Genomic DNA, 23,827 nt, shown 5'->3' on the forward strand with positions numbered 1-23,827 from the left:
AACAACTTAAAGATGGTGACAAGGGTTCGATTATTTCAATTTCCTGACTATCTCCCTACATCCTTTCTCGATGGTATTGAAGCATGTGTAATATACCTGTGCTGACTGATAGTGAGGATCCGGGAGGTCTGAAGATTCTCCGAAACAGATGTCGTTAAATAATGCGATACAATTCCAATGTGATGGATCCAATAACCGTATCACTTCGGTCTTATGTTGCCTTGTCATAACAATGATTCGGTCTGCTGCATTAACCAATTCCGCAGTTATCATCACAGCCTTACCACCCATCGAATATCCATGCTCCGCCGCTATTTGACACATGATTCCTTCACGTTCTTGTCCGTATGGAACATCTGTTCCACATGACGACACCTCAATGTCCTCAAGATTCTTTTCTTGAATCATTTTTCTCAAAATGACCTCGGCAACTGCCGAGCGGCTTGCATTACCGGTACACACAAATACGATTTTCATTGGAGCGAATTTATTTATAAAATGAATATGTTACATTCCAGCCGGATCAACTTTTTGTTTTGAGCAATTGACAAGGAGAGAAGCCACTATGAAAAATATTCCCGTGCATACTACACCTGTCCACCCATAATGCTGCCAAGACAGACCGGAAACGAATGTACCGGCAGAACCACCCAAAAAGTAAATGGTCATATAAACGGTATTGATACGATTGATGGCAGATGCGTCAAGGGCGACTACGCTGGTTTGATTCGACAAATGGATGCATTGCATACCAGCATCAATCAGCAAGATAGCAATTATTATCCACAAATAGCTGTCATTCCCCCAAAATGCCAGTATCCATGCAGCCAACACTACACATCCTCCGGCAATAGAGAAGAACCTCGCACCATACTTTTGGACGTAGCCGCTGATGAAAACCACCGCGGATGCACCTGCCAGTCCACACAAACCGAGTGCTCCGATAATGTCGTCGCTAGCAAAAAAAGGTTCCTGTTTCATCCGAAAAGCAAGGCAACTCCACAAAGCGAAGAACGAGCCATATGCCAATGCCGCCCTCAGCGATGCTATACGCAAGTACGGGTATTGGGAGAGCAGGCGCAACAAAGATTTCATCAACCTTGCATAACTTTCTTGAGAACTGGCAGACAGCATGGGTAGCATCCTGTGAATCATCAGGAAGCATCCGAGCATAAACAAGCAAGCCACAAAATAGACGGAACGCCATCCACATACGTCAGCCAGAAAGCCACTGAATACCCGTGAACCAAGAATGCCTATGAGCAGGCAAGATTGTATAATCCCTACGTTACGCACCTTGTGCGCAGGGGGTGAATAGTAAGATACTAACGGAATGAAAAATTGCGGCATAACCGAAGATGCGCCGGCAAGCAATGATGCGCCCCACGCCCAATAGATGTTCGGGGCAAGGGCTATGGCAAGCAAGGCGCACGAAGATATGATATAATTGGTCAATATCAGCTTCTTTCGTGAGACCAAATCACCAAGCGGGATGACAAACACAAGTCCGGTCACATAGCCTATCTGTGTCAGTGTCGCTACCATGCTAGCAGAAAAGTCGTTTACCGTGAAATCTTTTGCCATGCTACCCAACAAAGGTTGGTTGTAGTAGCAGTTGGCAACGGAAAGTCCAGTAGCAACTGCCATCAGAGCCAGCAGAGGTACCGGAATGCCTTGGTTTTCCCTTAATTCATACTTCATTTGTCACTTCCTTTCAGTATGACACGACTTTCAATCCTATCAAGGATGCAATGAGCGTGAAGAGGAAGAAAAGCCGTATGGGAGTGGCAGGTTCCTTGAAAACGAATATCCCAATCAAAACCGTACCAACCGCTCCGATTCCCGTCCAAATGGCGTACGCAGTTCCCAAAGGCAAAGTCTGTACTGCTTTGGCAAGCAAAGCCATGCTCAGTACGGTAGAGGCAAGGAAACCGCTTCCCCACAAATAAAATTCAACTCCTGATGCCGCTCTCGTTTTCCCTAAACAGAATGTGAGGCTCACCTCAAACAATCCTGCCAATAATAAGATTATCCAATTCATACCTATGATTTATTAAATTCGGGCGCAAAAATAAATAAGCAATCCCTAATAGCTTTTTGCATTTGGCAAAAACAGACTTTTCATTTGACAAAAAACATCTGTTTATTCTCGTTTCCGTATGCTATTTTATAATTTTGCACACTAACAACAGCAATGAACTATGGATATAAAGGAAATCATCAACCAAAGATATGCCATGCCGGACGCATCTTTGGACAGGTTGCGACAATGCCTGACGGAAGTCTCATATCCCAAAGGATTCCGAGTATTGGAATGCGGCAAGGTAGAGAAAGACATCTTTTTCATTAAACAAGGCATTGTCCGTGCCTATACTTCGGTGGATGGAAAAGAAATTACTTTTTGGGTCGGCAAAGAGGGAGCGACCCTTGTTTCTATGAAAGGCTATGTAAATGACGAGCCGGGATATGAAACAATGGAATTGATGGAAGATTCCGTCTTATATGTATTGAAAAGGAAAAAACTGAAAGAGTTGTTTTCGGAAGACTTGCACATCGCCAATTGGGGACGGCGTTATGCGGAGATGGAGCTGCTTGCCACTGAGGAACGGCTGATTTCTATGTTGTCCGCTATCGCTTCGGAACGGTATAAGGAGCTATTGGAGAAAGAACCAGATTTGTTACAGCGATTGCCGTTGGGAAGTATCGCCACCTATTTAGGCGTAACGCAGGCAAGTCTGAGCCGGATTAGGGCAAAAGTAAGATAACTTCGAGCAAACAGTCAAAGCATAAATATCAAAAGTGCTACAAAGAAGCCAAAATATATGCTTCCCAAGCACTATTTTGAAAAGAGGATTGTGAAAAAAGGATTACAGGCTGATTCCGCCTCGCCCTCTCTCAACCTTCCAGTCATACCGACCTTCCGCGACATCGCCAACCTCGTTGAGTGTATGGCGATGTTTTATTTCATCAAAGGGCTGTCGGTGTTCCGCATAGTCGCAGAGCCATGCGCCGACCGCTTTCTGCTGCTCCGTGGTCTCTCCGTAGCTCTGCATCACGCTCTTGATGTCGGCGGCTTCAGAGGGAGAGAAGATAGACTTGTACCGCTCCGTGGCGAAATGGATAATCGCTTCAACGGCTCGCCTGAACACCTCGCTTGCCTTGTAGAGAATATCTGCGATGATATTCAGAATATCCCGGCTCGATTTCAGTTCACCCTGCAACCGCTCTATGGTCTTGTCCTTCTCCGCCGTTGCCCGGCTCACTGCCATGCTGATGCGGCGCTGCTCCCCGGTCTTCTGCTCCTGAAGCTGTCGCAGAGCCGTGTCCCTCTCGGATTCATAAGTGTCAGCGATTGCCATGGCACTGTCACGCTCCAGTTCGACCGCACGCTTCGCCTCGGTCAGTGCCTTCGTCCGTTTCGCCACCTCTTTCCTGACGGCATCGGGGAAAGATTCTTTGATATGCTCATTCTCGGCTTTCAGTCTCTCGTTCTCCTGCTCGATGGCTGCGTACTTGCCCTTGCCGAAAAGGTTGGCGATGCCGGACTTTATGCTGTCCGTGTTCTCCCGGTCAACCTCTCTCGCGCGTTCCTCCTTTTCGGCGATTTCGCTGTCAAGTTCCACGCTGCGCCGCCGCTTCTCCTCGTTTCCAATCTGGAGTTTTTCATGTTCGGATTTGGCATTGTCCGTTTCACGGATCGCGGCATCCCTGTCGGCTTCGGCTGCTTCCTTTTCCGCCTTTACCTGTTCGGTTTCCTGCTTCTGCTTGGCAAGAATGAAATCAGCGCGTTCAAGATGCTCCTTTCCCGTCTGCTCCTTGGAGGTGCCCCTCTCCATTTCAAGACACTCAGCCAAAAGCGTCTGCATGTCGCTCATGGCTTTATCATCCAGCTTGCAAGATTTCCCAGTGTCGTGGTTCATCCAGTCCCATACGATATGAGCGTGAAGGTTGGGCTTCCATGTGGCAGTCTCTCCGGGAGTGCCGTAATGCCCCTCGTCACGGTGGATGAATATTTGCAAAGCTGTGATTCCCCACCGCTGCTTACACACCTCGCAGAAACGGCGCAACTGTTCCATCGTGGTATCATCCTTGATTACCACGACACCCTCTTTGAGCGGAGTGCTGCCGCGCACGACGGTCACCTTCCCGGTCTTCTTGTTCACGCGCTCCCGGTCTTTGGTCTGCATCGCCCGACCTGTCTTTTCCTTTACCATCGCGGCTATCTGATTGTAGCGGTCGGTCAGTGTCGAATTTTCAAATTCAGGTGCTACCCATGCCTCGTTCCGGGTCATGAGTTCGGTACGGATGTAGAGCTTTTCCTTATTGACACGGGCGAGGTATTCGGCTTTCCGCCTGTTGTGTTTCTCGCTGCTTCCGATGTTGCAGGGTTTGATGTTGACTGATGTCTTCTGTGCCATAGGCATGATGATGTTTACAGATTTACAATAGGGAAAGGGTCATTAGAGCGGAGCCTTAATCGGAGGGTGCAGGGAGAGGGTCACTTCCTGCTCGGGGTTCCCAGGGGTCGAGACCTCTGGGCGGAGATTCCAAAGAGAGGGTCACTCTTTGGTCAGGGGTGTTGGGGGCTGACAGCCATCCGACCGGGTTCTTAGGGCAGAGCCATAAGTGGGACGGGGCAAAGCCCAGCCCCTCGGGAGAGCCCACAACTACGGAAGCGAAGCGTGTAGTTATAGTGGGCTATATCAGGGCAAGCCCAGTATTTATCCATGCCGCAAATCCTCTCCTGCAAACACCACCAGTCGGGTAATTGCTTTCAATCTGGAAAGGGTACGCTCTCCGTATTTTTCCGCTAATTGTTCTTTGGTACAGTTGGTATTTGCAATTAGGAATTTGCCTCTGCGTTCGCAATCATCCACGAAATCAGGGAACACGTTGAAACGGTTGCCGTATTCTTGATATGGTTCCTCACGCCCTACATCGTCAATGATAAGTAAACGGTTCTGCATCACTTCGGCGTAGTGTCGATTCATCTCACGCGCCAAACACATTGCCATAATTTTGTGAAGATAGTGTTGCATGATGCATGGAAGTATCTGCAAACAAATGGTGGTCTTTCCCCTACCGCAGTTGCCCATGCAGAACAGCCCAAGCCCTTTGTTGTCGGTCAACCAGTCCGCCACCTTATCATATTCTGGTTGCCATTTATAATCACCGCCTAAGAAATGTTGCAGTCCTGCATTCAGCACCTCTTTTGCATTGGATAGATGAATCTGTAGCCGTTGCGGTTGCAGGCATATTTTCCGTTCTGCGAAATTGCGCACTGATGCACTGAAGTCTATCATGTCATTTGATTTTGTGTTTACCATTCTGATATGTTTTTGAATTTGTTCGGATTATCTTCTGTCAATTTGACTCCCACTTGCTGAGGTGACAATGATTTCTGCTTGTTCCCCCTGCTACATTCTCTTTTCATCAGCCAATTCACAAAATGCTTTTGCGTATCGGCAATCGATTTGAGTTTTGTACCGCCAGTTTGCAGGTAGAGGAAAAAATCTTCAAGTCTCTTCCCTATGTTTGTTTCATCCAGTTTGATTCCCTGTTTGTCGAGATATTCCTTTATACGCATTATCCATTCCCTATCATCACATAGAATACTTTGCAGCCTGTCCAAAGGAAGAAGTTCTTCCATAGAAATAATAGATTCATTGTCTGCTGTCTTATGTGTCTTTATAATAGTTCCGTCCGCTGTCTCACATGGTGTCACATTCACGGTTCCATTCTGTGTTCCATTTATAGTCACATTCTGCATTATCGAATCTTTCGACTTTATCAGTAATCCATAGCAGGGTACTATAGAATTGTTCTTTCCCTCTTCGTAAATAATAAGTCCACGGTCTTGCAGTTTTTTCCTCAACCGGCAGAGCGTTTGACGACTGATGCCGAGATTATTAGTTATTCGCTGCGTGCTGCATCCAAAAGGATTGCGCCAATACAGGCGATTGGACTCCGACAGGAAAAAGAAATACAGTTGAGTTTCTTTTGCTGAAAACATCTGTACTTCATTCTCTCGCCAGAACTGCTTCATGTAATCAAAAGGACTCACTTCCATGTCGTTTACGATTAAGTAGGGCTGCATCCACTTCCAGCTTACTAAAATAAAGATGCTTGGCATTGAGATGACAGGGCAACTGTTTACGCTGGCAACGCTTACGCACTGCATCAACCGACAGGCCTAAATATTCCGCAACCTGCTTCACGTTCATCACCACATCGGTATGCCTTTCCATACGTTGAACCACATCCTTCACTACTTTGATATAATTTTCCTGTTTCATGTCTTTTTTTAAGAGTTAAATCGCTTCCGATTGTGGTACCTTCAATCAGGAAGTGACACAAAGGTACAGAGCTGGTCACGAGCAAAACAAATTTCAAAATGATTAAAGCCGGAAACTTAACGCTTATTATTATATGAAGGCGATTTCATACTCACTTTCATATTCAAATGCAATGTTTCAGGTAGTTACACAAGATATTAAAAGAGGGAGCAATTGATGGTAAGAAAGATAATCATAGCCGAAAAAGGGGGCAAAAGAAAAATAGCCACATAAAATGGGCGCAGTTTCAAAAGGAAACATTATCTTTGCAAAGAAGACGAACAAAGAGAGTCTGTCATGTGAGTTTATAAATATGTGTTACCACATTGTGTTACTCACTCAAATAGAACGCTACAACTGAATATCGGAAGACTCTGATAATGAAAAGATAACGCTTGATATTCCGCCAATAAAAAAGGCTTAATTCGGATACCAAGCGGATCACAGAAACGCTGGACAGAAATGGGCAGTAAATGTACAACTCCTACAATATCAAGGTATTGTAGGAGTTTTTCTTTGTATAATGTCTATGACCTAAGACACGAAAAGGTCACAAAAAGACACAATTTCGTGACCAATTCGTGACCTGTCCACCCTCTAAGATTTTAGGTCACGGAATGTCTTAAATTGGCGGTTTGTTGTCTTGATTTGTCCGTACTGCAAATATCTCATTTTCAGTTTATCAATTTAAGTTTGTAACTAAAAAAAAGAGATTATGAGAAGTACTTTTAAGCTACTCTATTTCGTCAAACGAAATGCAGTAAAGAAAAATGGTAACGCACCGATTATCGCACGTATCACTATCGACCAAGTTGTAGCCCAGTTTAACACCAAACTGGAAATAAATCCGGCTCACTGGAGCGTGGAATTAGGCAAGGCTTCCGGCAGAACCGCAGAAGCCGTACACATCAATTCCATGCTGGAAAGTATTCGTAGCACAGTTCATCAACATTACCATGCGTTAATGGCGCAAGACGGATATGTAACCGCAGAACTGGTAAAGAACGCTTTTTTAGGCAAGATAGCAAGGGAACGGACTTTGATAGAGTTCTTCAAACAGCACAACGAACAGTATTTGCAAAAGGTTAAAATGAATACCGCAGACAAAACCTACTCACGTTATGAACTGACAAAGAAACGACTTATGGAGTTTATGAAGTTTAAATACTCCGTTTCCGATATGCTCATTAAAGATATAAATGTGGTATTCATTGAAGATTTCCTGTTGTATATCAAGAATAACTATGGGTGTAGCCATAATACGGCTATGAAGTTCGTACAACGTTTTCGCACGGTAGTAAACTTTGCCAAGAATACGGGTTTAGTGACTGCCGACCCTTTCGGGAGTTATCGGGTAAGGTTTGAACGTACCGATAGGGATTATCTGACTATGGAAGAAATTACCGCTATTTACAATCACGAGTTCAGCACCAAGCGACTGGAACAAGTGCGTGACTTGTTTATTTTTAGCTGCTATACGGCACTTTCTTACATTGATGTATGCGAACTAAAACAAGAGGACATTCGCACCGGATTTGACGGTAATTTGTGGATTATACGGAAAAGACACAAAACAAATGTTACATCTACTATCCGATTGCTGGATATACCAAAAGCCATATTGGAAAAGTACAAAGACAAATTGCCAAACGGTAAAATTTTACCAGTTATCAGCAATCAGAAAATGAATGATTACTTAAAAGAAATCGCAACCATTTGCGGAATTGAAAAGACCTTGACCTATCATGTAGCGCGCCATTCGTGTGCAACTTCGGTGCTGCTCGCCAATGGTGTACCTATCGAGACAGTATCTAAAATTTTAGGTCATACCAATATCCGGACTACTCAAATCTATGCGAGGATTACCGATTTGAAAGTAAGTAGCGACATGGAAATGTTGGCTCAAAAACTGGATGTTCCAAATCGTACTGCCAGTCGATGAAATCATGTTATCGTCAGATAACAGCAAGGTGTGATTTGTGGCACACAAATCTGTTTTCCGTGCCGCAAAACACCTTGGGCAAATTCACTCCGAAGTCGTGTTGCCAATGAAAGAAAGACATTCCCTAACTAAAGATTTTTTCGCTCGTCGGGACGGGTGGTCCCGCCCCTTGCCGCTGGGCGTTCCCCGACCGATGAGTTTATTTTTGTAATTCTGTAATCTTGTTTTATTGAAATATTGATAGCTTGATTGATTGAAAGCAAGATTTCAATATGGCAGGATTGAATGAAAACAATAAACCATTCAATATTGATTGAAATACTGAATGGTTTATTTATTGGTAAGAATATAATTACTTGCGAAAGGAAAATAAAACTCGCATCAAGTATCGTTTTCATCCATTCTTCGAAGCAGACTTTTTTGCAATGTTTCCAAATACCGAGTTCTATTTATTTTACGGCTTCGCATTTCCAAATAAGAATGATATAAATCACCAATATCTATACTGAACACATTTTCAAAATATCCTGCAATCTCTTTTAAAGTAGCCGTTCCTTTATTAAAATCCCCATTCGCTTCTAAAGCATAAATCAATTCTACCAACGCCCTTTTAGAGCCAGTCCAACGCAAAATAGTTTCTACAACCTGTCCGTTATCCGCTTTGCGCTGTACAATACGCTCCAATTCCTGCAATCTGTTAGTCAAATAGATTTTCAACAGTTCGTTGGTAATAATTTTAGCCACTTTAAAATCATATCCGGTTGAATATAGAGGGTCTTTATCAATATGGGAACTGTCTGTACATATTCGTAAATCGTTTTGGTTTCGGGTAAAATAATACCTATCCAAATAAGTAGATTTAGAACGGTAATACTGATAAAAGTCCAAGTTCCTACTAAAATAAAACGTCAAACTATCCAATTCTTTATATAAATACTCTCTTTGTGCAATATCACTACCAGTAGGATATTTACTTTCAATGACATATATTTTATTGTAATACAAATACTTGCTCAATACTTCTGGCTTATACTCCTTAAAAAAAGAGATTTCTTCCGTTTCATCAGCAAACTGATAAGCTAATATGTATTTTCTCAATTCATCACATAAAGGCTGAATAAAACGCATCATATGCAAAGCACTGTCAATGCCCATACAATCATCTATACCGAGCTTTTCTATCTCTGTATTGATTTGGAACAATATCTTATCTACAAATTGCATAGAATATCTTTGAGCTGATTATAAAGACCTAATACTATCTCTATATCGCCTTAATTCTTTTTCTCCAGCATTTTTTATAGCCGAATCCAGTTCATTAAGAACTCTAACTCTATCATTAGGTATCATTCCGACAAACGGGATAGTGTTTGATACCGTATTTCCTAATAAAGTTGTTTTTATATGAAGTCTTGAAATAAAAGTCCGTAGTTCCAGCAACCTTTCGTGTTCGGTAGCTTCTACAAAAGAACCACGTTGTATTTCCTCGTATAATTCTGATTCGGGAAATACGGTCAGTGATACAAAGTTTACAGTAAAGGGGTGTAACTGATTAAACACATTGGCAGTATTAATAGCGTTCCGCTCTCCCTTGCCTTTTCCTGCAAGCCCTGTCAGATACACGAAGTTATATCTGATATTTGCGTCTTCCAGCTTCTTGCATTGCTCGATAATATCATTAGCTGTATATCCCTTGTTCATTGCTGCCAATGTATTATCATCGCCCGATTCTGTTCCGATACTGATACCGTCAAAACCTAAATGACGCAGGTTCTTCAATTCTTCTACTGTTTTTGGCTTAATATCTGAAATCCGAGCAAACATACCGATACTTTCACAATGACGAAGATATTTCCTGATTAGAAGACCTAAATCCAGCAGCCTGTTATAACTTAGCACAAATGGATTAGCCCCCGTTAAAAATACTCGCCGGGCTTTGGGCTGGTAACTTTGTATCACTTTCAAATCTTCTTCGACTTCCGTAATGGGAGATAGACGAAACTTTGTTCCGTGATATAAACTACAAAATTTACACTTGTTGTGAGTGCATCCGGCTGTTACCTGTAAGAGTTGAGAACTTGCTTCGTATGGTGGTCGCCATACTTGTCCCGTAAAATGTAATAGTTCCATATAATTATAAATTAAACACTTGGAATTAGTTATTTTTGATATTTTTGTACTGCAAAGTTAGGATGTTCTTTTTATGAAAAGAAGAACTATACTATCTGTCAGCCACTTACGTTTGAGTTAGTTTTTCTCAATATCAATGTATTTAAGGACGAAAAAAATGCGAAAAAAGTTAGATTACGATTATTGTTCTGCTTCCCCTATACTGGAATGGCTGGGTGACAAATGGGCTTTAGTTGTCCTATTGAAGCTACATGAGAATGGAGTAATACGTTTCAATGAACTATACAAAACAATTCCCTCTATATCGGAAAAGATGCTTTCTACTGTTTTACGTTCATTGGTGACGGACGGATTAGTAGGTAGAAAAATATATCCCTCAGTACCACCCAAAGTGGAATATTATGTATCTGAATTTGGAGAAACTTTAATCCCTCATTTAGAGCAGTTGAAACAATGGGGCAAGAAAATTTTGAAATGATAATGGAGAATAGACGAAAAAATAAGTATTGAAATTTAGTGCAAGGTGCAAGTATATATCTATATATAGCTTGCACTAACCTTAGAATTGATATGTTAGTACAACAATCAAAAATATAAACATCAACTTGAACACTTCAATCTATTATAAAAGAAAATTTAAAGGAATTTCCACTTCTATGTATTTTTCCAATTTCTCTTTTTGCAAACAGCCAAATAAGATTTCTTGAGCAATAAAATAATCGTCTATGGATATTTTACCATCATTATCTACATCTATCGCATTTTCAGCCATAAAGTCTAATATAGAATTGAGAATAAATGTGAGATAATATTTTAAATGTGCAATGTTAGTATATATTCCATTTTTTATCGCAGCATTATGCACTATCTCATTTCTTATTCGATATAAACGGGTTATATTCCAAATAAGATTTTCTTGGTGTTTCTTTAGAGAGCCTCCTATCTTATTAGGTTCTTGATACCATTTCTGAAACAAGTTTGCTCGATATTTCAAAAGTTCGGAAGCCGATTCTCGCTTAATATCTTCATATGCAGTATTAGATAATAAATATAATAAATCATCATTATATAATGTGACTTTCTGATCTAAATTTAAGCGTTTCAGTGTTTTGTGAAAATCGATTAAATTACGTTTTATATAAATCAGACTATGACAGATTGGAAAATATTTTCTTATTCTATCTATCGTTTTTTCCCCTGAATTAAATGAGGTAAAAATAAACTCTAAACCAATCCAATAGTTCAATAATTTAGTTTCCAATTCAGGAGACTCACTACCTGTTCTATAATAACGTATTGCACTCAATATCTTCTTATAACTATCCTTGTCTATATTTTTCTGTTTCAGTTTATTTATCTTATTCAATATGTTTTCAAATATATCTCCATTATTATGGAAATAACCATCTATTTGATAGTTGCTTGGCAACACGGAAGATTGTGTCGGATCTTTATCGCCAATAACCAAGCACTGAGAAGCTATTTTATAATACTTTCTGTTATACCCAAGATGATATATATCTAAATCTTTGGAAAATTTATTTACGCCCAATTGAACAGCACTGAAATGGTCTTTAGCTTGAAAAGAAATAGCAATCAATATAAATTGCTTGTTTTTCTCTATAAATTCTTTTCCATTATTTGAAATTTTAGAACATAGTTTGTTTTTTGCAATTTTGTCTACAAAAGAATATCGTGCATCAATCTTTTTAAGCTCGTTATATTTGAAAGATTGATCATCAATAGAAAAAACAATAGTGTAATTTTCATTATCACTTCTTATCAACTGCTCAAACTTATTATATTGAATATCAAAATTTGTATCATAAGTACTATACACAAAAATCGATAGAATACGTTTATATAAATACTGTTTTGAAAAACCTTTGTTTATTAATTCAATATAAAAATACTCTAGCTGTTTAATTAACCTCTTCTTACTTGTTTCATATTTCTCTGAATGAGAAGAAATTATTTCACCTTTTCTATTTATTAAATCCGTATACGAATTTAATAGGTTTGATATATTACGATAAACATTGTCAAGATATTCTGTGTTGTATTTCAAAATGATATTAATAGATTGCAATATTAAACCATAATTATTTCTATTCGGTTTCTCTAAAATTGATAGGAAATGCTTTTTGCTTAAATGCTTAAATACTAGCCCATCATTATCTTCTTCAAGAAATCTTTTTAACTCTTTTGATGTAAACTCAACATAATCATTATTTGTCAGAACCCCCTGCATTGAAGAATAGATAACCTCTCTAAGTTCTTCTAATAATGTTTTTGGATTATGCAACCTAATTCTATAACTGTCTATGCTATAAATAGAAAGCAATTCTATCGACTTGTAAATAAATAGATTTTCTAGAGGATTGACCGAATATTTAAGATTAATATTTTGCATATATTCTTTTTTTGCTTATCTTTGCATCAAATTCAGTCTGCAAAGATACAAAATTATACAGAAAGATACAGAAAGGGGAATGGATTTTTCCTCTGTTTCTAGCAATAGAACAAGATTTATCCTTTCCCTATGAAATTGAAGGAGTATTAAAAAATACTCCTTTTTTTATAAAAAAAGAATTCATACAAATTGCTCATCCAATCTTACTAAATTTTAGTGCAAGGTGCAAGTATAGATATACTTGCACCTTGCACTAACCTTAGAATGTTTATTTTCAACGATTTGCATAATCCAAAAATAATGCGTACATTTGAACCCAAGATGTTGGCAGACAGACACCGGACAACAGCAAACAGTTTTTAAGGACTAAAGCGTGACGGATGCAAAGCCGAAATTTCTGAAAGTACTGATATTGAGGAAGAAATAACGTTTGGTTCATAACCCAGGCGGATCACTTAGGAGAAAAGACAATACTCCGCCAAACTATGACAAAGCTCTCTAAACTAACGGTTTAGGGAGCTTTTTTCTTACCCCATATGGATAGTAAAAAGAACTTCAAAAGCCAATTTCAGACTAATAATCGTTACCAAATCGTTACGGTATTTTGTTACGGAGAAAATCGTAACGATTTTAATGCTAAGTCATTGATATGTCGCATATTGTCACTCGTTAGTCCGCTTCATTCCGAACATAGAAAACTAATTTTGCAAATTAAAAACGTTACGGTATGAAAAGTACATTTAGAATCCTCTTCTATTTAAAGAAGAACGAACCGAAAAAAGATGGAACAGTGACCATTATGGCACGTATCACAGTCGATGGAGAAACCAAGCAATTCAGCACGAAGAAAACAATTCTTCCTGAAGATTGGGATATAAAATCAGGTCGTGCAGTTAATAAGAGTGGGAAAAGCACCAGTGCCAAAATATCCAAGTTGAATAAAGAACTGGATGACCTGCGTGGTCAAATCTCCATACAATATACCAAGCAGCTAAACAACAACGGATATGTAGAGCCGGAGAAGTTACGCAATAATGTATTGGGTATTGAAGAAAAGCAGCACAGCCTACTCACTTACTTTACGGAGCATAATTTGCAATATAAAGACAAGGTAGGAACAACAGCTACACAAAAGACCTATTCACGTTACGAATTAACCAAGCAACGCCTGATAGACTTTATGAAAGTGAAGTACAGAGTTTCCGACATTCTTATTCGTGAAATCAATGCGGTGTTCATTGAGAACTTCTATCTTTATTTAAGAAACGAACACGGCATCAACAACAACACTGCCATGAAGTTTGTGCAACGCTTCCACTCCGTTCTTATATATGCAAAAAACAGCGGATTGAATTTTGTTGACCCTTTTGGTTCGTTCAAGTTCAGCTTTGACAAAGTGGACAGAGGCTATCTCAACCAAGACGAGATAGACCTTATCTACAATAAAGAATTTTCATCCGCGCGATTGACACAAGTACGCGATATGTTTATTTTTAGCTGTTATACATTTGTTGCACTAACTAATGTATGCTTGATTATCAATAAATTGCAAACCAATAATAAAGGTATAGGTAATGGTTTAGAAACCACCTATCTTCATCATTTTGCATGATTCCCAATCATTTCAAATAGCTCAATGCGAAGATAATATTATTTTAAGAATTAACCAAATTCTGATAATCAAAATCATACAAATCCGGTGAATTGCGGGCTATGGTTGCTCAAATTTATACTTCAATCCATATTCTTCCAGTTTATTATAGAGTGTTGTCCTGCCTATTCCAAGCAGTTCGGCAGCGACCTTCCGGTTCCCGTCAGCCTGCTTCAAAGCACGCAGAATCCGCTCTTTATCTTCTTCATCGTTGCGCAGTGCGAAGCTGACAGGTGAGTTAGGTTTTGTTACGGCAAGTTCCAGATGTTCTTTCGTGACAAGTCCTGTCTGTGCCTGCAACACCGCACCCATGATTTTCTGCCGAAGCTCACGGACGTTGCCCGGCCATGAATGGGTCAGCAATGTCTTCCGAGCTTCCCCGTCAAAGCCGATAACATTACATTCCAGTTCATTGTTCGCAATCTCACGAAAGAACTCCGCCAGCGGCATGATGTCCTCCTGACTATCACGCAGCGGCGGAACTGTTATCTCGAAGTCGTGCAGACGGTACAGCAAGTCCTGACGGAAACGCTTTTCATTGACCGCCTTTTCCAGATTCTCGTTGGTAGCAGCGATAATACGGACGTTGAAACTCTTGTCCGTTCTGTCACCCACCGGGCGGTATCTCCGTTCTTGTATGGCTCGAAGTAGCATCTGCTGTGTTTCCGGTGCGAGGTTGCCTACCTCATCCAAGAACAGCGTGCCGCCTTCGGCTTCATGGAAATAACCTTTCTTGGCACTGTCCGCACCGGTGAATGCGCCTTTGACATGTCCGAAGAATGCCGACGGCGCAAGCTCTTTGGTGAGTGAACCGCAGTCCACAGGCACGAACGGCTTGTCCGAACGTTTGCTTTTGTCATGCAGGTGGTGGGCGATATGCTCCTTGCCCGTGCCGTTCTCTCCGAAGATCAGCACACTCATATCGGTGGGGGCTACCAGCCTTATCCGGTGCATGATTTTCCGGAAGGCGGAACCGTCACGGGCAAACACTGGCATACGGCTTCGTCCGATATTCCGCTCTTTCAGTATGGTGCGGAGAAGAGGCACGAGTTTATCCTCCACGAGTTGTTTGGGTATGTAGTCCAGTGAGCCGAGTTTCATGCTTTCCACCGCCGTATGTACTTCAGCATAGTCGGTCATGATAATGAACGGCTGCGTCATGCCTTCCTTGCGCATCCAGCGCAACAGGTCGATTCCGTCACCATCAGGCAAACGCAAATCAGAAACTACTATATCATTGTCAGTAGCTTGTTGCAGATATTTCTTCGCTGTCGAGAGGTGGAAAGCCTGCACGGTACGGAATTTCTCCCGTGCCAGCAGGTTGCAAACAAACTCGCAATATACGATGTTGTCCTCCACCACGATTATTTTTGTTTTATCCATTGTTGTATTTCTTCATTTCTTCTTTTGCCATTTCAATAATCATTAAACCCATATCCGACACAGTATTTACGGCATTGTGTATTGCCTCCCAATCGGATGTGTTTTCGTTACGAAGCAATACGTAAAGTTTCTTCAACGGTTGGTCGGCACAAAGTATCTCCCAAGAACTGCGCAGGTGGTGAGTAAGTGCATCCAGTTCTTGAAGATCTTTACGCCGTTCTGCATCCTTGACTGCTTGCATTTCCTTTTCGGTTTCCGCTATCAGTTTATCCAGCATGACGGATTCATTGCCGTAGGATAGCAGAGAGGTGAAATCCGGCTTTTCATTCTGTTTGCCTTTTATGGCGCACTTGTCAGAAATCTCCATCAGTTCCGATATGGAGAACGGTTTGAGCAGGCATCCGGCAAATCCACGTTCTATAAGTTCCTCCTTGCTGCAACTGCTCGAAGCGGTTGTCACGACCACCGGAATGGTCCTTGAATTTCCCACGTTGGAAGCACGCAACAATTCCAATAACTCAAAGCCGTTTATATCCGGCATGTTCAGATCCGTAAGCAACAGACTGTATTCCTTTTTCCTTACCATTTCCATAAGTTCTGCCGCATCGTTGCAAGTGTCGCAGTGTATCCCTTCCTGTGCATACATTTCTTTCAGCATCAGAAGCAAAACTTCGTCATTATCGATAGCAATTACTTCATGGAATGTTCTGTTATGGTGAACTTGTGTTTTATTTATCTGTTCCGGCAGTTCCTCGGCTGTCTGCATGGGGATTTCCACCGTGAAACGGCTACCTTTGCCTTTATCGCTCTCCAGCCGGATTGTGCCACCGAGCATTGTCACAATACGCTGAACAATGGAAAGACCTAATCCGAAGCCATCCTTTGCGGCAGCGTTTGACAGACGTTCAAACGCCCCGAATACCCGCTGCTGTTCCTCTTCGGTCATACCTGTACCCGTATCTTCGACGATAAGTTTCAGCAGACCGTTATCATAATCTGCCCGCAAAGAAATACTGCCGTTCTCCGTGAACTTGATAGCGTTGGACAGCAGGTTGTTCCCGATTTGCAAGATGCGTTCCTTATCTGTACATACAAAGGCATCCTTGTGGCAATGTATTGTCAGAGTCAGTCCTTTGTTTATGGCGATTGGCATAAACTCCGTTTCGAGCGTATGTGTAATTGCGGAAATCCTACATGCGGAGAAATTAGGCTGTTCCTTGCCGTTGTCCAGCCGGAAAAAATTCAGCAGGGTGTTCAGCATTTCACGCATGCGGTCAGAAGATTCCTGAATGTTTCGGATATACGTCCCGGTTTTATCCGTATTGCAGTCTTTCCGCATCAGTCCGGCATAACCCGTTATTGCCGTCAGTGGAGAACGTAATTCATGGGTGATGGTATGAACGGCTTTTTTACGAGAGGCAATCAGTGCCTCGTTTTGTTTGATAGACTGTATCTGCTGTTCTATTAAATCCGCAGTTTCTCGTTTGTACCGTTTGATACGGGTGATATTTCGGTGGATGATTATGTAAGAGATTACCAATAACAACACAACGAATCCTGTCAAGCCACCTATCTGAATAAAAGAACTTTCACGCATGGCGGCTATTTCCGCTTCCCGTTTCTGTAAGTCTGCTTGAACCTTCTTGTCTATTTGAACTACCAGTCCTTGCAGTTGTCTGTTGAGTTCCGCATTTCGTGCAGCAAGACTGTCGGCGTGTTCCGACAAACGGCGGCTTTGTGCCTGTTGTTCAGCTATCATATTCCGATTAAGGGAACGCAGCATCGTAGTAGTCGCAGTTGGTTTCGCTTCTTCCTTTTTGCCAAAGATGCCTAAGAAACCCTTGCGCTTGGATTTCTTGGGCTGTTCCTGCACACTCTTCTGCACGATTACAGGTACTTGACTGGTTATCTTATCGTTGATGGCTTGTTGCTGTTCAAGTATCTGCACGATTTGGCACATCTGCCGTTCCTTGTCTTCGAGAAAATGGCGTACACTGTCTATGCGTTCTACCGGATAGATAGCTTTGAACCGACAAAGCATACTGTCCATTGTCATACGCCGAGCATGGTAAAGTCCTAAATCTTCATCATCCCATTCCAATATCGTTTCACCTAATAAAGAAAACTCTATCAAATGAATATGAATATTGTTTACCTCTTTTCGAAATTCATCGATTTCTCGGTTTTTGGCTTCCAGTCCCTCCATGTCTCGCCATTCGCCAAGCCATGTGTACATGATGCCGCCTACCAGCAAAGCTATTAGTAGATAGCCTATGGAAGTCAGCATACGGAAGTGTCTTGTTTCAGCGTTATGTCGATTCATGCGTTATTGCCATTGATTATTGATAATACAGCCCGTAGGTCTTTATAGGCTTACGGGCTGTATGGTCTTTGAAGCTCAGTCTAATAAAGATGCTATATCAAATTGGATTATAGAACATCCTCAATAGACAATTCAAAATTTCTTTCCGATATCATATATCTTTTGTAGATGTTCGGTATTTGAAATAGCCCCCTTCTCATTGACACTATTTACAAGATAATGGCCTCTGTTTTTCCATCCCCTATCTTGCGCAATGAGTTCAAAGGAACGCACTATACCGTCAAATACATGTGGGTCTTCCAACTCTCCACACGAAAGAAGCATACATTCCTTAATAGGCACATCTTTTTTACCTATGATGAAAGAATAAAACTTGTCTATGGCAGCTTTTATCTGGGTAGGAAACGAGTACCAATAAAGAGGGGTACAGAATATGATGACATCACTTTCTGCCATCAAAGATGCCAGTTCATTGAAATCATCATTAAAAATACAGGCTTTATTCTCCTTGCTAAAACAATTATCGCAAGCTCTGCATCCTTGAATATGTTTATGCGCAGTATTAAACTGCACAACACTGTTGCCCGCTTCGGATGCTCCTTTCGCAAAAGCGTCCGCCATAAGGTCGCTGTTACCTCCCCGTCGTGGGCTGCCGGTTAAAATCAAAATTCGTTTGCTCATATCCTTTACATTTATTCACCCATACGGAAATCTCCTACGTTGTCATGACTAAGAGTTATATCTTCGATGATGCTTGTGCATCCACCATGTTGCGGACACTGGCTGCTGATGCCGAGATATATTTGATCGGGATATTCATTACGATACAGACGCACCATATGCCACTCTTTTTTGTCTAATGAATAGTAGCTGGCGATAGTGCGAGTATCAGAAGATATTTTCATATAGACTGATTTTGCGTCTATCTTATCATGGTTATTGTCATCCGATGTACCTTGTGTTCGTACCGTTACGATGCGGTGGTTGCCATATTCGTCCTGCTCAAAGGCAAGTTTCTGCCAAAGTGTATCGTTGACATACACAAAAAGATCGGCGGCATTGTAAAGTCCATCAGAGGTAAACTCAGGGGTTACTTTAGCTGTCAGCGTGAATGGCTTTGTATTATCGGTCGGAATCAGTAACACAGGCAGTGTATTGTTGGACAGCTTACCCTCGTTAGGATCACAGAAGAAGTCAAGTCCTCCGGGACAGTTGAATTCCAATCCTCCGTCTGCAAGTATGGTTACACATGTATCTGCGCCATTGATGGATTTGGTAAAAGTGACATCTCCCACTTTTATCTCATAGTCTGTGATTTGGCTTGTTTCAGCCACTTTACCGGTCAAATCCGGTTCACTTGTTTTGGACTCTTTGTGCTGCTGACATGCAGCTAAAGAGAGGCATCCAACAAGAAATGCTCCATATAAAACGGTTCTTTTCATCTTTGAATCATTTATTATTCGTAATTTTGTGGCAAAATTAGGACTATTGGCGCAATCCCGCAATGGTGAAAATTAACCAATTCACTATGGAACAGGAACATCAACTAAAATCACTTCTGACTGAGCAGCAGTTTGAAGATGCTGAAAATAAGGAATTTATGCTTGCTCAAGCAAGAGCGTGCGCAAATGGTTATGCTCTTGCAACAGAAGGTATAGCAGTTGTGTCAGATTTTCAAAACAACGAATGTCATATATATTCTGGCAGATTCGGTCAAACTATAATGGACTTCCCGGAATATATGGTTGACCATACATCTGCCTTTGAAAATACCGTTTTCAGCCACGCGAATGAAGAAGAGCTTATTCAACGTCATATACTCGAACTTCGTTTCTTCAACTTTATAAAAGAACTTCCCATAAATGAAAAGACAAATTTCTCGGCTTCGTGTATCATCAGTTTCTATCGGACAGGGAGTAATGAGACAATAAAAATATTACATACAACGAGATATTTTAGTTGTAGCAACGGTGGAAGTGTCATTCTCGGTCTATGCACTTATTCTCCATACTTTGGTTCTCATAACAAACAAGACGGTATTATTGTAAATCTCGTGACAGGAGAAACCGTTAGACGAAACGTGTACGAAGCATGCGACCGAAAAATCCTTAGTCGGCGACAACTTGAAATACTATCACTAATAGCGAAAGGGGTGCCCAGTAAACAGATTGCAGACAACCTAAATATTTCCGTTTATACCGTTAATCGCCATCGTCAGGATATTTTAGCTTCATTAAAAGTCGCTAATACTGCGGCTGCTGTAGAAATCGCATTAAGAATGAATCTTATTTAATGAGCCCTCTTGCTTTATGATTGGTTAAAAATCAGTGTTGTACCAGTTATTATTGGTTCGTAATTTTGCGGGCATATAAAAGCGAAAAAGATGAATCAATTTGCTGGTAAATTAGAATTGGAAGCAGGCATAACAGTTCTGCAAAATGAATGTGAACGTATTTCTAGTTCTGTGCCCATTCATTTTGGTAAAGGCGTTTCTCTTACACACGGAGCTTCTATTTATTGCACAGGAGTAGGTGATGACATCTATATCGGAGATAATAATATCATAGGAGGAGAACTTATTTTGTTTCCGGGAGCAAGAATAGGCAATCGTTGTGTTTTTGGTACAGGAACTATAATTGTCGCGGGTAGCTTTAGTGTTGGTAATGGTTGTGTCATGTCACATGGATGTACCATAACCCAAGATGTTCCTGATAATTCGTTGGTAGTAGGCCGTAGAGGATTGATATTCAACAAATAATAGTTAATTCCTATTGCTGTTGATGCGAAAATTGGTTAGAAATCAGTATTGTGCACATCTTTTGTTCTATCTAACTTTGCAACCGCAAATAAATCACAAGGAAATTGCAATTTAATAATAATCAAATCAATATCATAATGAAAAAATTAGTATTTATCGCAGCCATTGCAAGTCTTGCAATGGCTGGATGCACCCAGAAAGAACCAGAGAAAAAAGCGGGAAATTCTGACAAGAAAGCTACAACAGAAAACGTTGAACTCGCCACATGCGACATCAATGTAGGAGGAATTCGTTTTACAAAGTCGAAAAACGGCGGAGAGAATGGCATCACACTTCTTGGCGACACGCTCAAATTTGTGGCCGGTCCTCAAACTGATTATTTCCGTTCCCCGGATGGAAGCGTAGTCAATAACTCTGCGGTCATCTTCACAGAGGTTGACAACACCAAACCTTTCACTTTCACGGCTAAAGTGCAGCCTGAATTCACTGAAACCGGAACTTATTCGGCAGGGGTGATATATGCTTATGAAAACGACACACATTGTCAAAAACTATGTTTCGAGCAGGATGAGTATGGCGATCACCGAGTGGTGTCAGTTCGCACATTAGGCACCTCTGATGACAATAACCATCAGGCAATCACGGCTCCATACGTTTATATGAGATTATCCTCCGATGGCACAACCCTTGGTAGCTATTTCTCAGAAGATGGTAAAATATGGCGTATGGCCCGACTCTATAAGAATGACTTTCCTGAAAAATTGCTTATAGGCATCAGTTCACAGAGTCCTAAGGATAATGAACACACCTGCCTATTCACCGAAGTATCTCTGACAGATAAACCTGTCGCTGACTTTAGAAAGGGTAATATAGCAGAATAATAAAACAATCTAATCATTTTCAAAGGCGCACACATATTCAAAATGTGCGCTTTTCTTATACCTTTAAACGATGAGTAAACATCCAATTATCGCAAATCGCACCGCTTTTCTCGTCATAGGTTGTCTTGAGGCTGCATGGGCACCTCTTGTACCGTATGTTAAACGTGCATTTAGTTTGGACGAAGCTTCCTTAGGACTTCTGATGCTTTGTACCGGGTTGGGTTCAATAATAGCACTTCCTCTATCAAGTTGGCTATGTGTGAGATTTGGCGCAAAACGAGTAGTTTATTTCTCCGGATTTTTAATGGCTTTTTCTCTATTGACGATAAGCCTATTGGCTAACTTCACCCTGACGGCTATAATGTTATTGGTATTCGGCGGTTGTACTATCACCATCGATGTTGCTGCTAATGTGAATGGTGTTGCAGTTGAAGGTCAGACAGGAAAACATCTGATGTCAGGATTTCATGGGGGTTATTCACTTGGTACGCTCATCGGTGCCGGTGTGATGAGTTCTCTTTTCGCATTCGGAATAATCCCTATGTGGTCGGTCGTAATATTTATGATATTGGTATTGGCTGCGATGATGGCCGGATGCCGTGACCTTCTATCCTCAAAGGTACTTAAAAGCAACGACCATCCGAAACAGGATGTGAATAAGAAATTTTATATTCCACCTATGGTGATAGTGGTCGGTTTGTTATGTTTTATCATGTATGCGTCGGAAGGTGCTGTAATGGGGTGGTCAGCAATTTTTGTTAGTCAAGAGCGTGGCATTGACATGTCCGTGGCCGGATTTTTCTATACCGCTTTTGCCATAGCAATGACTATTATGAGACTTTGCGGCGACAAGATCGTCGATCGATTTGGACGAAGGACTGTGATTAGCGGAGGGGCATTACTTATTTCCGCTGGTTTCCTGATTGTGGTATCAATTGATAGTGCGATCGCTTCTGTAGCTGGTTTTGCTATGGTCGGTTGTGGTGCGGCCAATGTAGTTCCTCAATTAGTATCTTTTGCGGCCCACATAAAAGGGATGGCAGTACACAACATCATTAGTTTTATTAATGCTCTTGGATATTCCGGCATACTTCTTGGTCCGGTTATAATCGGATTCATAGGAAAACGCTACGGTTTGCATGTGTCATTTATAGGTATTGCCGTGTTTGCTTTGATTGTTGCTATAATTTCATCTATAATATTAAGAAGCAAACAGATTACACTGCAAGTAGATTTGCAAAACGAAAGAGAAACTTGTTCGCTGTAATTCTGCAAAATAAGAAATCAGTGTGCAACGTATAAAAAAATTGCATTGCTTTTTTGTGTAACTACTCAGGTATCTAAATGTGCCCAAATGCTTGATTATCAACAGTAGCAAACTTGTTGATTTACTATATTTCGATGAAAATCGGGCATTACGCAAGATTGACCTCGTGCAATAGAGTTGATACTCAACGACTTTGCATAGCTGAGTAGTTACTTTTTTTATTCTATTTTGTTAAATTTGTCTGTACCAACTTCTATCAGCCAATATCCAAAAGCGATAAGGATTATTTGTTATTGTGGGCAGTAACGAAAACAATGACGTTACTGCCCACAATAAAAGTTATATTTTTATCCCTTTCGGACGGTTATCATCCTTGATCTGAAAACCCGGTCGTCCGATGATGACATGGTCGGCAATGAAATTGCTCGACGGACTTCGTTCATTCACCGGGCTGCGTATCTGCGGGACATCATCGGTTTGTTGTGGCGATATGCTCCGTACACCTTCCGCATCTGGTTTGACTTCCTGTCCATCCTTTTCTTTTTCGGCGACTTCGGGCGTGGGCGGTGCAAGCTCCAACTGTATCTTGCGGTCGAGTGCGGCAAGTTCGGACTTCAACTGTTTCAACTCATCCTCCTTGTGACACAGACACCGTAGGTTTACAAGGCTTCCCGACTTTGGAGGGTAAGCCCAGCCCCCTGCATGTAGCTAACACTTGAAAAGGGACCCGGGTAGCATTTGAAA

The 23,827-nt window shown here is 41.2% G+C and carries 21 protein-coding genes and 2 pseudogenes; 8 read left to right on the top strand and 15 right to left on the bottom strand.

From position 1 onward, the window contains the following. Positions 1-30: 30 nt before the first annotated feature. The 3 genes from DW096_RS18610 to DW096_RS18620 are packed head-to-tail and all read right to left on the bottom strand — an operon-like array spanning position 31 to position 2,041. The gene (locus DW096_RS18610; RefSeq protein WP_158589306.1) at positions 31-462 is read right to left on the bottom strand and encodes a hypothetical protein; all 432 of its coding nucleotides are present in this window, start codon (positions 460-462) and stop codon (positions 31-33) included. Between the two features lie 45 nt (positions 463-507). Further along, the gene (locus DW096_RS18615) at positions 508-1,701 is read right to left on the bottom strand and encodes an MFS transporter (protein WP_118931238.1); all 1,194 of its coding nucleotides are present in this window, start codon (positions 1,699-1,701) and stop codon (positions 508-510) included. A gap of 13 nt (positions 1,702-1,714) precedes the next feature. Continuing rightward, positions 1,715-2,041, bottom strand: a complete 327-nt coding sequence (locus DW096_RS18620; protein WP_118931237.1) for a multidrug efflux SMR transporter — start codon at positions 2,039-2,041, stop codon at positions 1,715-1,717. 160 nt (positions 2,042-2,201) lie between these two features. On the opposite strand from DW096_RS18620, the gene DW096_RS18625 reads away from it, so the two are divergent. After that, positions 2,202-2,765, top strand: coding sequence for a Crp/Fnr family transcriptional regulator (locus DW096_RS18625; protein WP_118295918.1), 564 nt, complete (start codon positions 2,202-2,204; stop codon positions 2,763-2,765). Positions 2,766-2,867: 102 nt separating this feature from the next. On the opposite strand, the gene DW096_RS18630 is transcribed toward DW096_RS18625, so the two are convergent. From DW096_RS18630 to DW096_RS18645, 4 genes are all read right to left on the bottom strand, one after another. After that, entirely contained in the window at positions 2,868-4,418 is a 1,551-nt protein-coding gene (locus tag DW096_RS18630) for a mobilization protein (protein WP_120028775.1), read from the bottom strand. 303 nt (positions 4,419-4,721) lie between these two features. After that, positions 4,722-5,327, bottom strand: a complete 606-nt coding sequence (locus DW096_RS18635) for a hypothetical protein (protein WP_118931236.1) — start codon at positions 5,325-5,327, stop codon at positions 4,722-4,724. Then, positions 5,321-6,070: a MarR family transcriptional regulator gene (locus DW096_RS18640; protein WP_118931235.1), complete on the bottom strand. Its 750-nt coding sequence runs from the start codon at positions 6,068-6,070 to the stop codon at positions 5,321-5,323. The genes DW096_RS18635 and DW096_RS18640 overlap by 7 nt, the downstream gene beginning before the upstream one ends. Further along, entirely contained in the window at positions 6,051-6,296 is a 246-nt protein-coding gene (locus tag DW096_RS18645) for an AlpA family transcriptional regulator (protein ID WP_118113047.1), read from the bottom strand. Before DW096_RS18645 ends, DW096_RS18640 begins: the two co-directional genes overlap by 20 nt. Before the next feature lie 754 nt (positions 6,297-7,050). Between DW096_RS18645 and DW096_RS18650 the strand changes: the two genes are divergently transcribed. Then, positions 7,051-8,277, top strand: coding sequence for a site-specific integrase (locus DW096_RS18650; protein ID WP_057282120.1), 1,227 nt, complete (start codon positions 7,051-7,053; stop codon positions 8,275-8,277). A gap of 381 nt (positions 8,278-8,658) precedes the next feature. Here the strand turns inward: DW096_RS18650 and DW096_RS18660 are convergent, their stop codons facing one another. Both DW096_RS18660 and DW096_RS18665 read right to left on the bottom strand, forming a co-directional pair. Beyond that, positions 8,659-9,501, bottom strand: coding sequence for an RteC domain-containing protein (locus DW096_RS18660; protein WP_057282118.1), 843 nt, complete (start codon positions 9,499-9,501; stop codon positions 8,659-8,661). 18 nt (positions 9,502-9,519) lie between these two features. Then, positions 9,520-10,407: a radical SAM protein gene (locus DW096_RS18665; RefSeq protein ID WP_057282117.1), complete on the bottom strand. Its 888-nt coding sequence runs from the start codon at positions 10,405-10,407 to the stop codon at positions 9,520-9,522. Positions 10,408-10,564: 157 nt separating this feature from the next. On the opposite strand from DW096_RS18665, the pseudogene DW096_RS18670 reads away from it, so the two are divergent. Further along, a pseudogene (locus tag DW096_RS18670) lies at positions 10,565-10,917 on the top strand (winged helix-turn-helix transcriptional regulator). Between the two features lie 112 nt (positions 10,918-11,029). Here the strand turns inward: DW096_RS18670 and DW096_RS18675 are convergent. Continuing rightward, positions 11,030-12,820: a hypothetical protein gene (locus tag DW096_RS18675; RefSeq protein WP_057282116.1), complete on the bottom strand. Its 1,791-nt coding sequence runs from the start codon at positions 12,818-12,820 to the stop codon at positions 11,030-11,032. Between the two features lie 727 nt (positions 12,821-13,547). On the opposite strand from DW096_RS18675, the gene DW096_RS18680 reads away from it, so the two are divergent. Continuing rightward, positions 13,548-14,432 (top strand): phage integrase SAM-like domain and Arm DNA-binding domain-containing protein, encoded by an 885-nt coding sequence (locus tag DW096_RS18680; protein WP_233555734.1) that lies wholly within the window; start codon positions 13,548-13,550, stop codon positions 14,430-14,432. Positions 14,433-14,531: 99 nt separating this feature from the next. Here DW096_RS18680 and DW096_RS18685 read toward each other — a convergent pair whose 3' ends face one another. The 4 genes from DW096_RS18685 to DW096_RS18700 form a co-directional block, all read right to left on the bottom strand. Further along, positions 14,532-15,854, bottom strand: coding sequence for a sigma-54 dependent transcriptional regulator (locus DW096_RS18685; RefSeq protein ID WP_057282115.1), 1,323 nt, complete (start codon positions 15,852-15,854; stop codon positions 14,532-14,534). Then, positions 15,847-18,177, bottom strand: a complete 2,331-nt coding sequence (locus DW096_RS18690) for an ATP-binding protein (RefSeq protein WP_057282114.1) — start codon at positions 18,175-18,177, stop codon at positions 15,847-15,849. The genes DW096_RS18685 and DW096_RS18690 overlap by 8 nt, the downstream gene beginning before the upstream one ends. Before the next feature lie 132 nt (positions 18,178-18,309). After that, complete coding sequence (locus tag DW096_RS18695; protein WP_005678299.1) at positions 18,310-18,858, bottom strand: flavodoxin family protein; 549 nt, start codon at positions 18,856-18,858, stop codon at positions 18,310-18,312. Positions 18,859-18,869: 11 nt separating this feature from the next. Continuing rightward, entirely contained in the window at positions 18,870-19,619 is a 750-nt protein-coding gene (locus DW096_RS18700; RefSeq protein WP_057282113.1) for a DUF1349 domain-containing protein, read from the bottom strand. Positions 19,620-19,705: 86 nt separating this feature from the next. Here DW096_RS18700 and DW096_RS18705 point away from each other — a divergent pair, with 86 nt between their 5' ends. From DW096_RS18705 to DW096_RS18720, 4 genes are all read left to right on the top strand, one after another. Next, complete coding sequence (locus DW096_RS18705; protein WP_064774951.1) at positions 19,706-20,470, top strand: response regulator transcription factor; 765 nt, start codon at positions 19,706-19,708, stop codon at positions 20,468-20,470. Between the two features lie 90 nt (positions 20,471-20,560). Continuing rightward, entirely contained in the window at positions 20,561-20,935 is a 375-nt protein-coding gene (locus DW096_RS18710) for a transferase (RefSeq protein ID WP_008761217.1), read from the top strand. A gap of 137 nt (positions 20,936-21,072) precedes the next feature. Beyond that, complete coding sequence (locus tag DW096_RS18715) at positions 21,073-21,816, top strand: DUF1349 domain-containing protein (RefSeq protein ID WP_057282162.1); 744 nt, start codon at positions 21,073-21,075, stop codon at positions 21,814-21,816. A 70-nt stretch (positions 21,817-21,886) separates the two neighbouring features. Beyond that, positions 21,887-23,083, top strand: a complete 1,197-nt coding sequence (locus tag DW096_RS18720; protein WP_005678306.1) for an MFS transporter — start codon at positions 21,887-21,889, stop codon at positions 23,081-23,083. A 339-nt stretch (positions 23,084-23,422) separates the two neighbouring features. Here DW096_RS18720 and DW096_RS18725 read toward each other — a convergent pair. Then, positions 23,423-23,722 (bottom strand): annotated as a pseudogene (locus DW096_RS18725) (DNA methylase); the annotation flags it as partial. Positions 23,723-23,827: the final 105 nt, after the last annotated feature.

The organism is Bacteroides sp. AM07-18, assembly GCF_003602695.1.
Taxonomy (GTDB): Bacteria; Bacteroidota; Bacteroidia; order Bacteroidales; family Bacteroidaceae; genus Bacteroides; species Bacteroides uniformis.

Excerpts from the sequence above, each read along its gene's own strand:
- DW096_RS18630 (WP_120028775.1), bottom strand. The coding sequence starts at position 4,418 with ATGGCACAGAAGACATCAGTCAACATCAAACCCTGCAACATCGGAAGC.
- DW096_RS18715 (WP_057282162.1), top strand. The coding sequence starts at position 21,073 with ATGAAAAAATTAGTATTTATCGCAGCCATTGCAAGTCTTGCAATGGCT.
- DW096_RS18690 (WP_057282114.1), bottom strand. The coding sequence starts at position 18,177 with ATGAATCGACATAACGCTGAAACAAGACACTTCCGTATGCTGACTTCC.
- DW096_RS18695 (WP_005678299.1), bottom strand. The coding sequence starts at position 18,858 with ATGAGCAAACGAATTTTGATTTTAACCGGCAGCCCACGACGGGGAGGT.
- DW096_RS18615 (WP_118931238.1), bottom strand. The coding sequence starts at position 1,701 with ATGAAGTATGAATTAAGGGAAAACCAAGGCATTCCGGTACCTCTGCTG.
- DW096_RS18680 (WP_233555734.1), top strand. The coding sequence starts at position 13,548 with ATGAAAAGTACATTTAGAATCCTCTTCTATTTAAAGAAGAACGAACCG.
- DW096_RS18660 (WP_057282118.1), bottom strand. The coding sequence starts at position 9,501 with ATGCAATTTGTAGATAAGATATTGTTCCAAATCAATACAGAGATAGAA.
- DW096_RS18700 (WP_057282113.1), bottom strand. The coding sequence starts at position 19,619 with ATGAAAAGAACCGTTTTATATGGAGCATTTCTTGTTGGATGCCTCTCT.
- DW096_RS18665 (WP_057282117.1), bottom strand. The coding sequence starts at position 10,407 with ATGGAACTATTACATTTTACGGGACAAGTATGGCGACCACCATACGAA.
- DW096_RS18720 (WP_005678306.1), top strand. The coding sequence starts at position 21,887 with ATGAGTAAACATCCAATTATCGCAAATCGCACCGCTTTTCTCGTCATA.
- DW096_RS18620 (WP_118931237.1), bottom strand. The coding sequence starts at position 2,041 with ATGAATTGGATAATCTTATTATTGGCAGGATTGTTTGAGGTGAGCCTC.
- DW096_RS18640 (WP_118931235.1), bottom strand. The coding sequence starts at position 6,070 with ATGGAAGTGAGTCCTTTTGATTACATGAAGCAGTTCTGGCGAGAGAAT.
- DW096_RS18645 (WP_118113047.1), bottom strand. The coding sequence starts at position 6,296 with ATGAAACAGGAAAATTATATCAAAGTAGTGAAGGATGTGGTTCAACGT.
- DW096_RS18705 (WP_064774951.1), top strand. The coding sequence starts at position 19,706 with ATGGAACAGGAACATCAACTAAAATCACTTCTGACTGAGCAGCAGTTT.
- DW096_RS18710 (WP_008761217.1), top strand. The coding sequence starts at position 20,561 with ATGAATCAATTTGCTGGTAAATTAGAATTGGAAGCAGGCATAACAGTT.
- DW096_RS18685 (WP_057282115.1), bottom strand. The coding sequence starts at position 15,854 with ATGGATAAAACAAAAATAATCGTGGTGGAGGACAACATCGTATATTGC.
- DW096_RS18635 (WP_118931236.1), bottom strand. The coding sequence starts at position 5,327 with ATGGTAAACACAAAATCAAATGACATGATAGACTTCAGTGCATCAGTG.
- DW096_RS18625 (WP_118295918.1), top strand. The coding sequence starts at position 2,202 with ATGGATATAAAGGAAATCATCAACCAAAGATATGCCATGCCGGACGCA.
- DW096_RS18675 (WP_057282116.1), bottom strand. The coding sequence starts at position 12,820 with ATGCAAAATATTAATCTTAAATATTCGGTCAATCCTCTAGAAAATCTA.
- DW096_RS18650 (WP_057282120.1), top strand. The coding sequence starts at position 7,051 with ATGAGAAGTACTTTTAAGCTACTCTATTTCGTCAAACGAAATGCAGTA.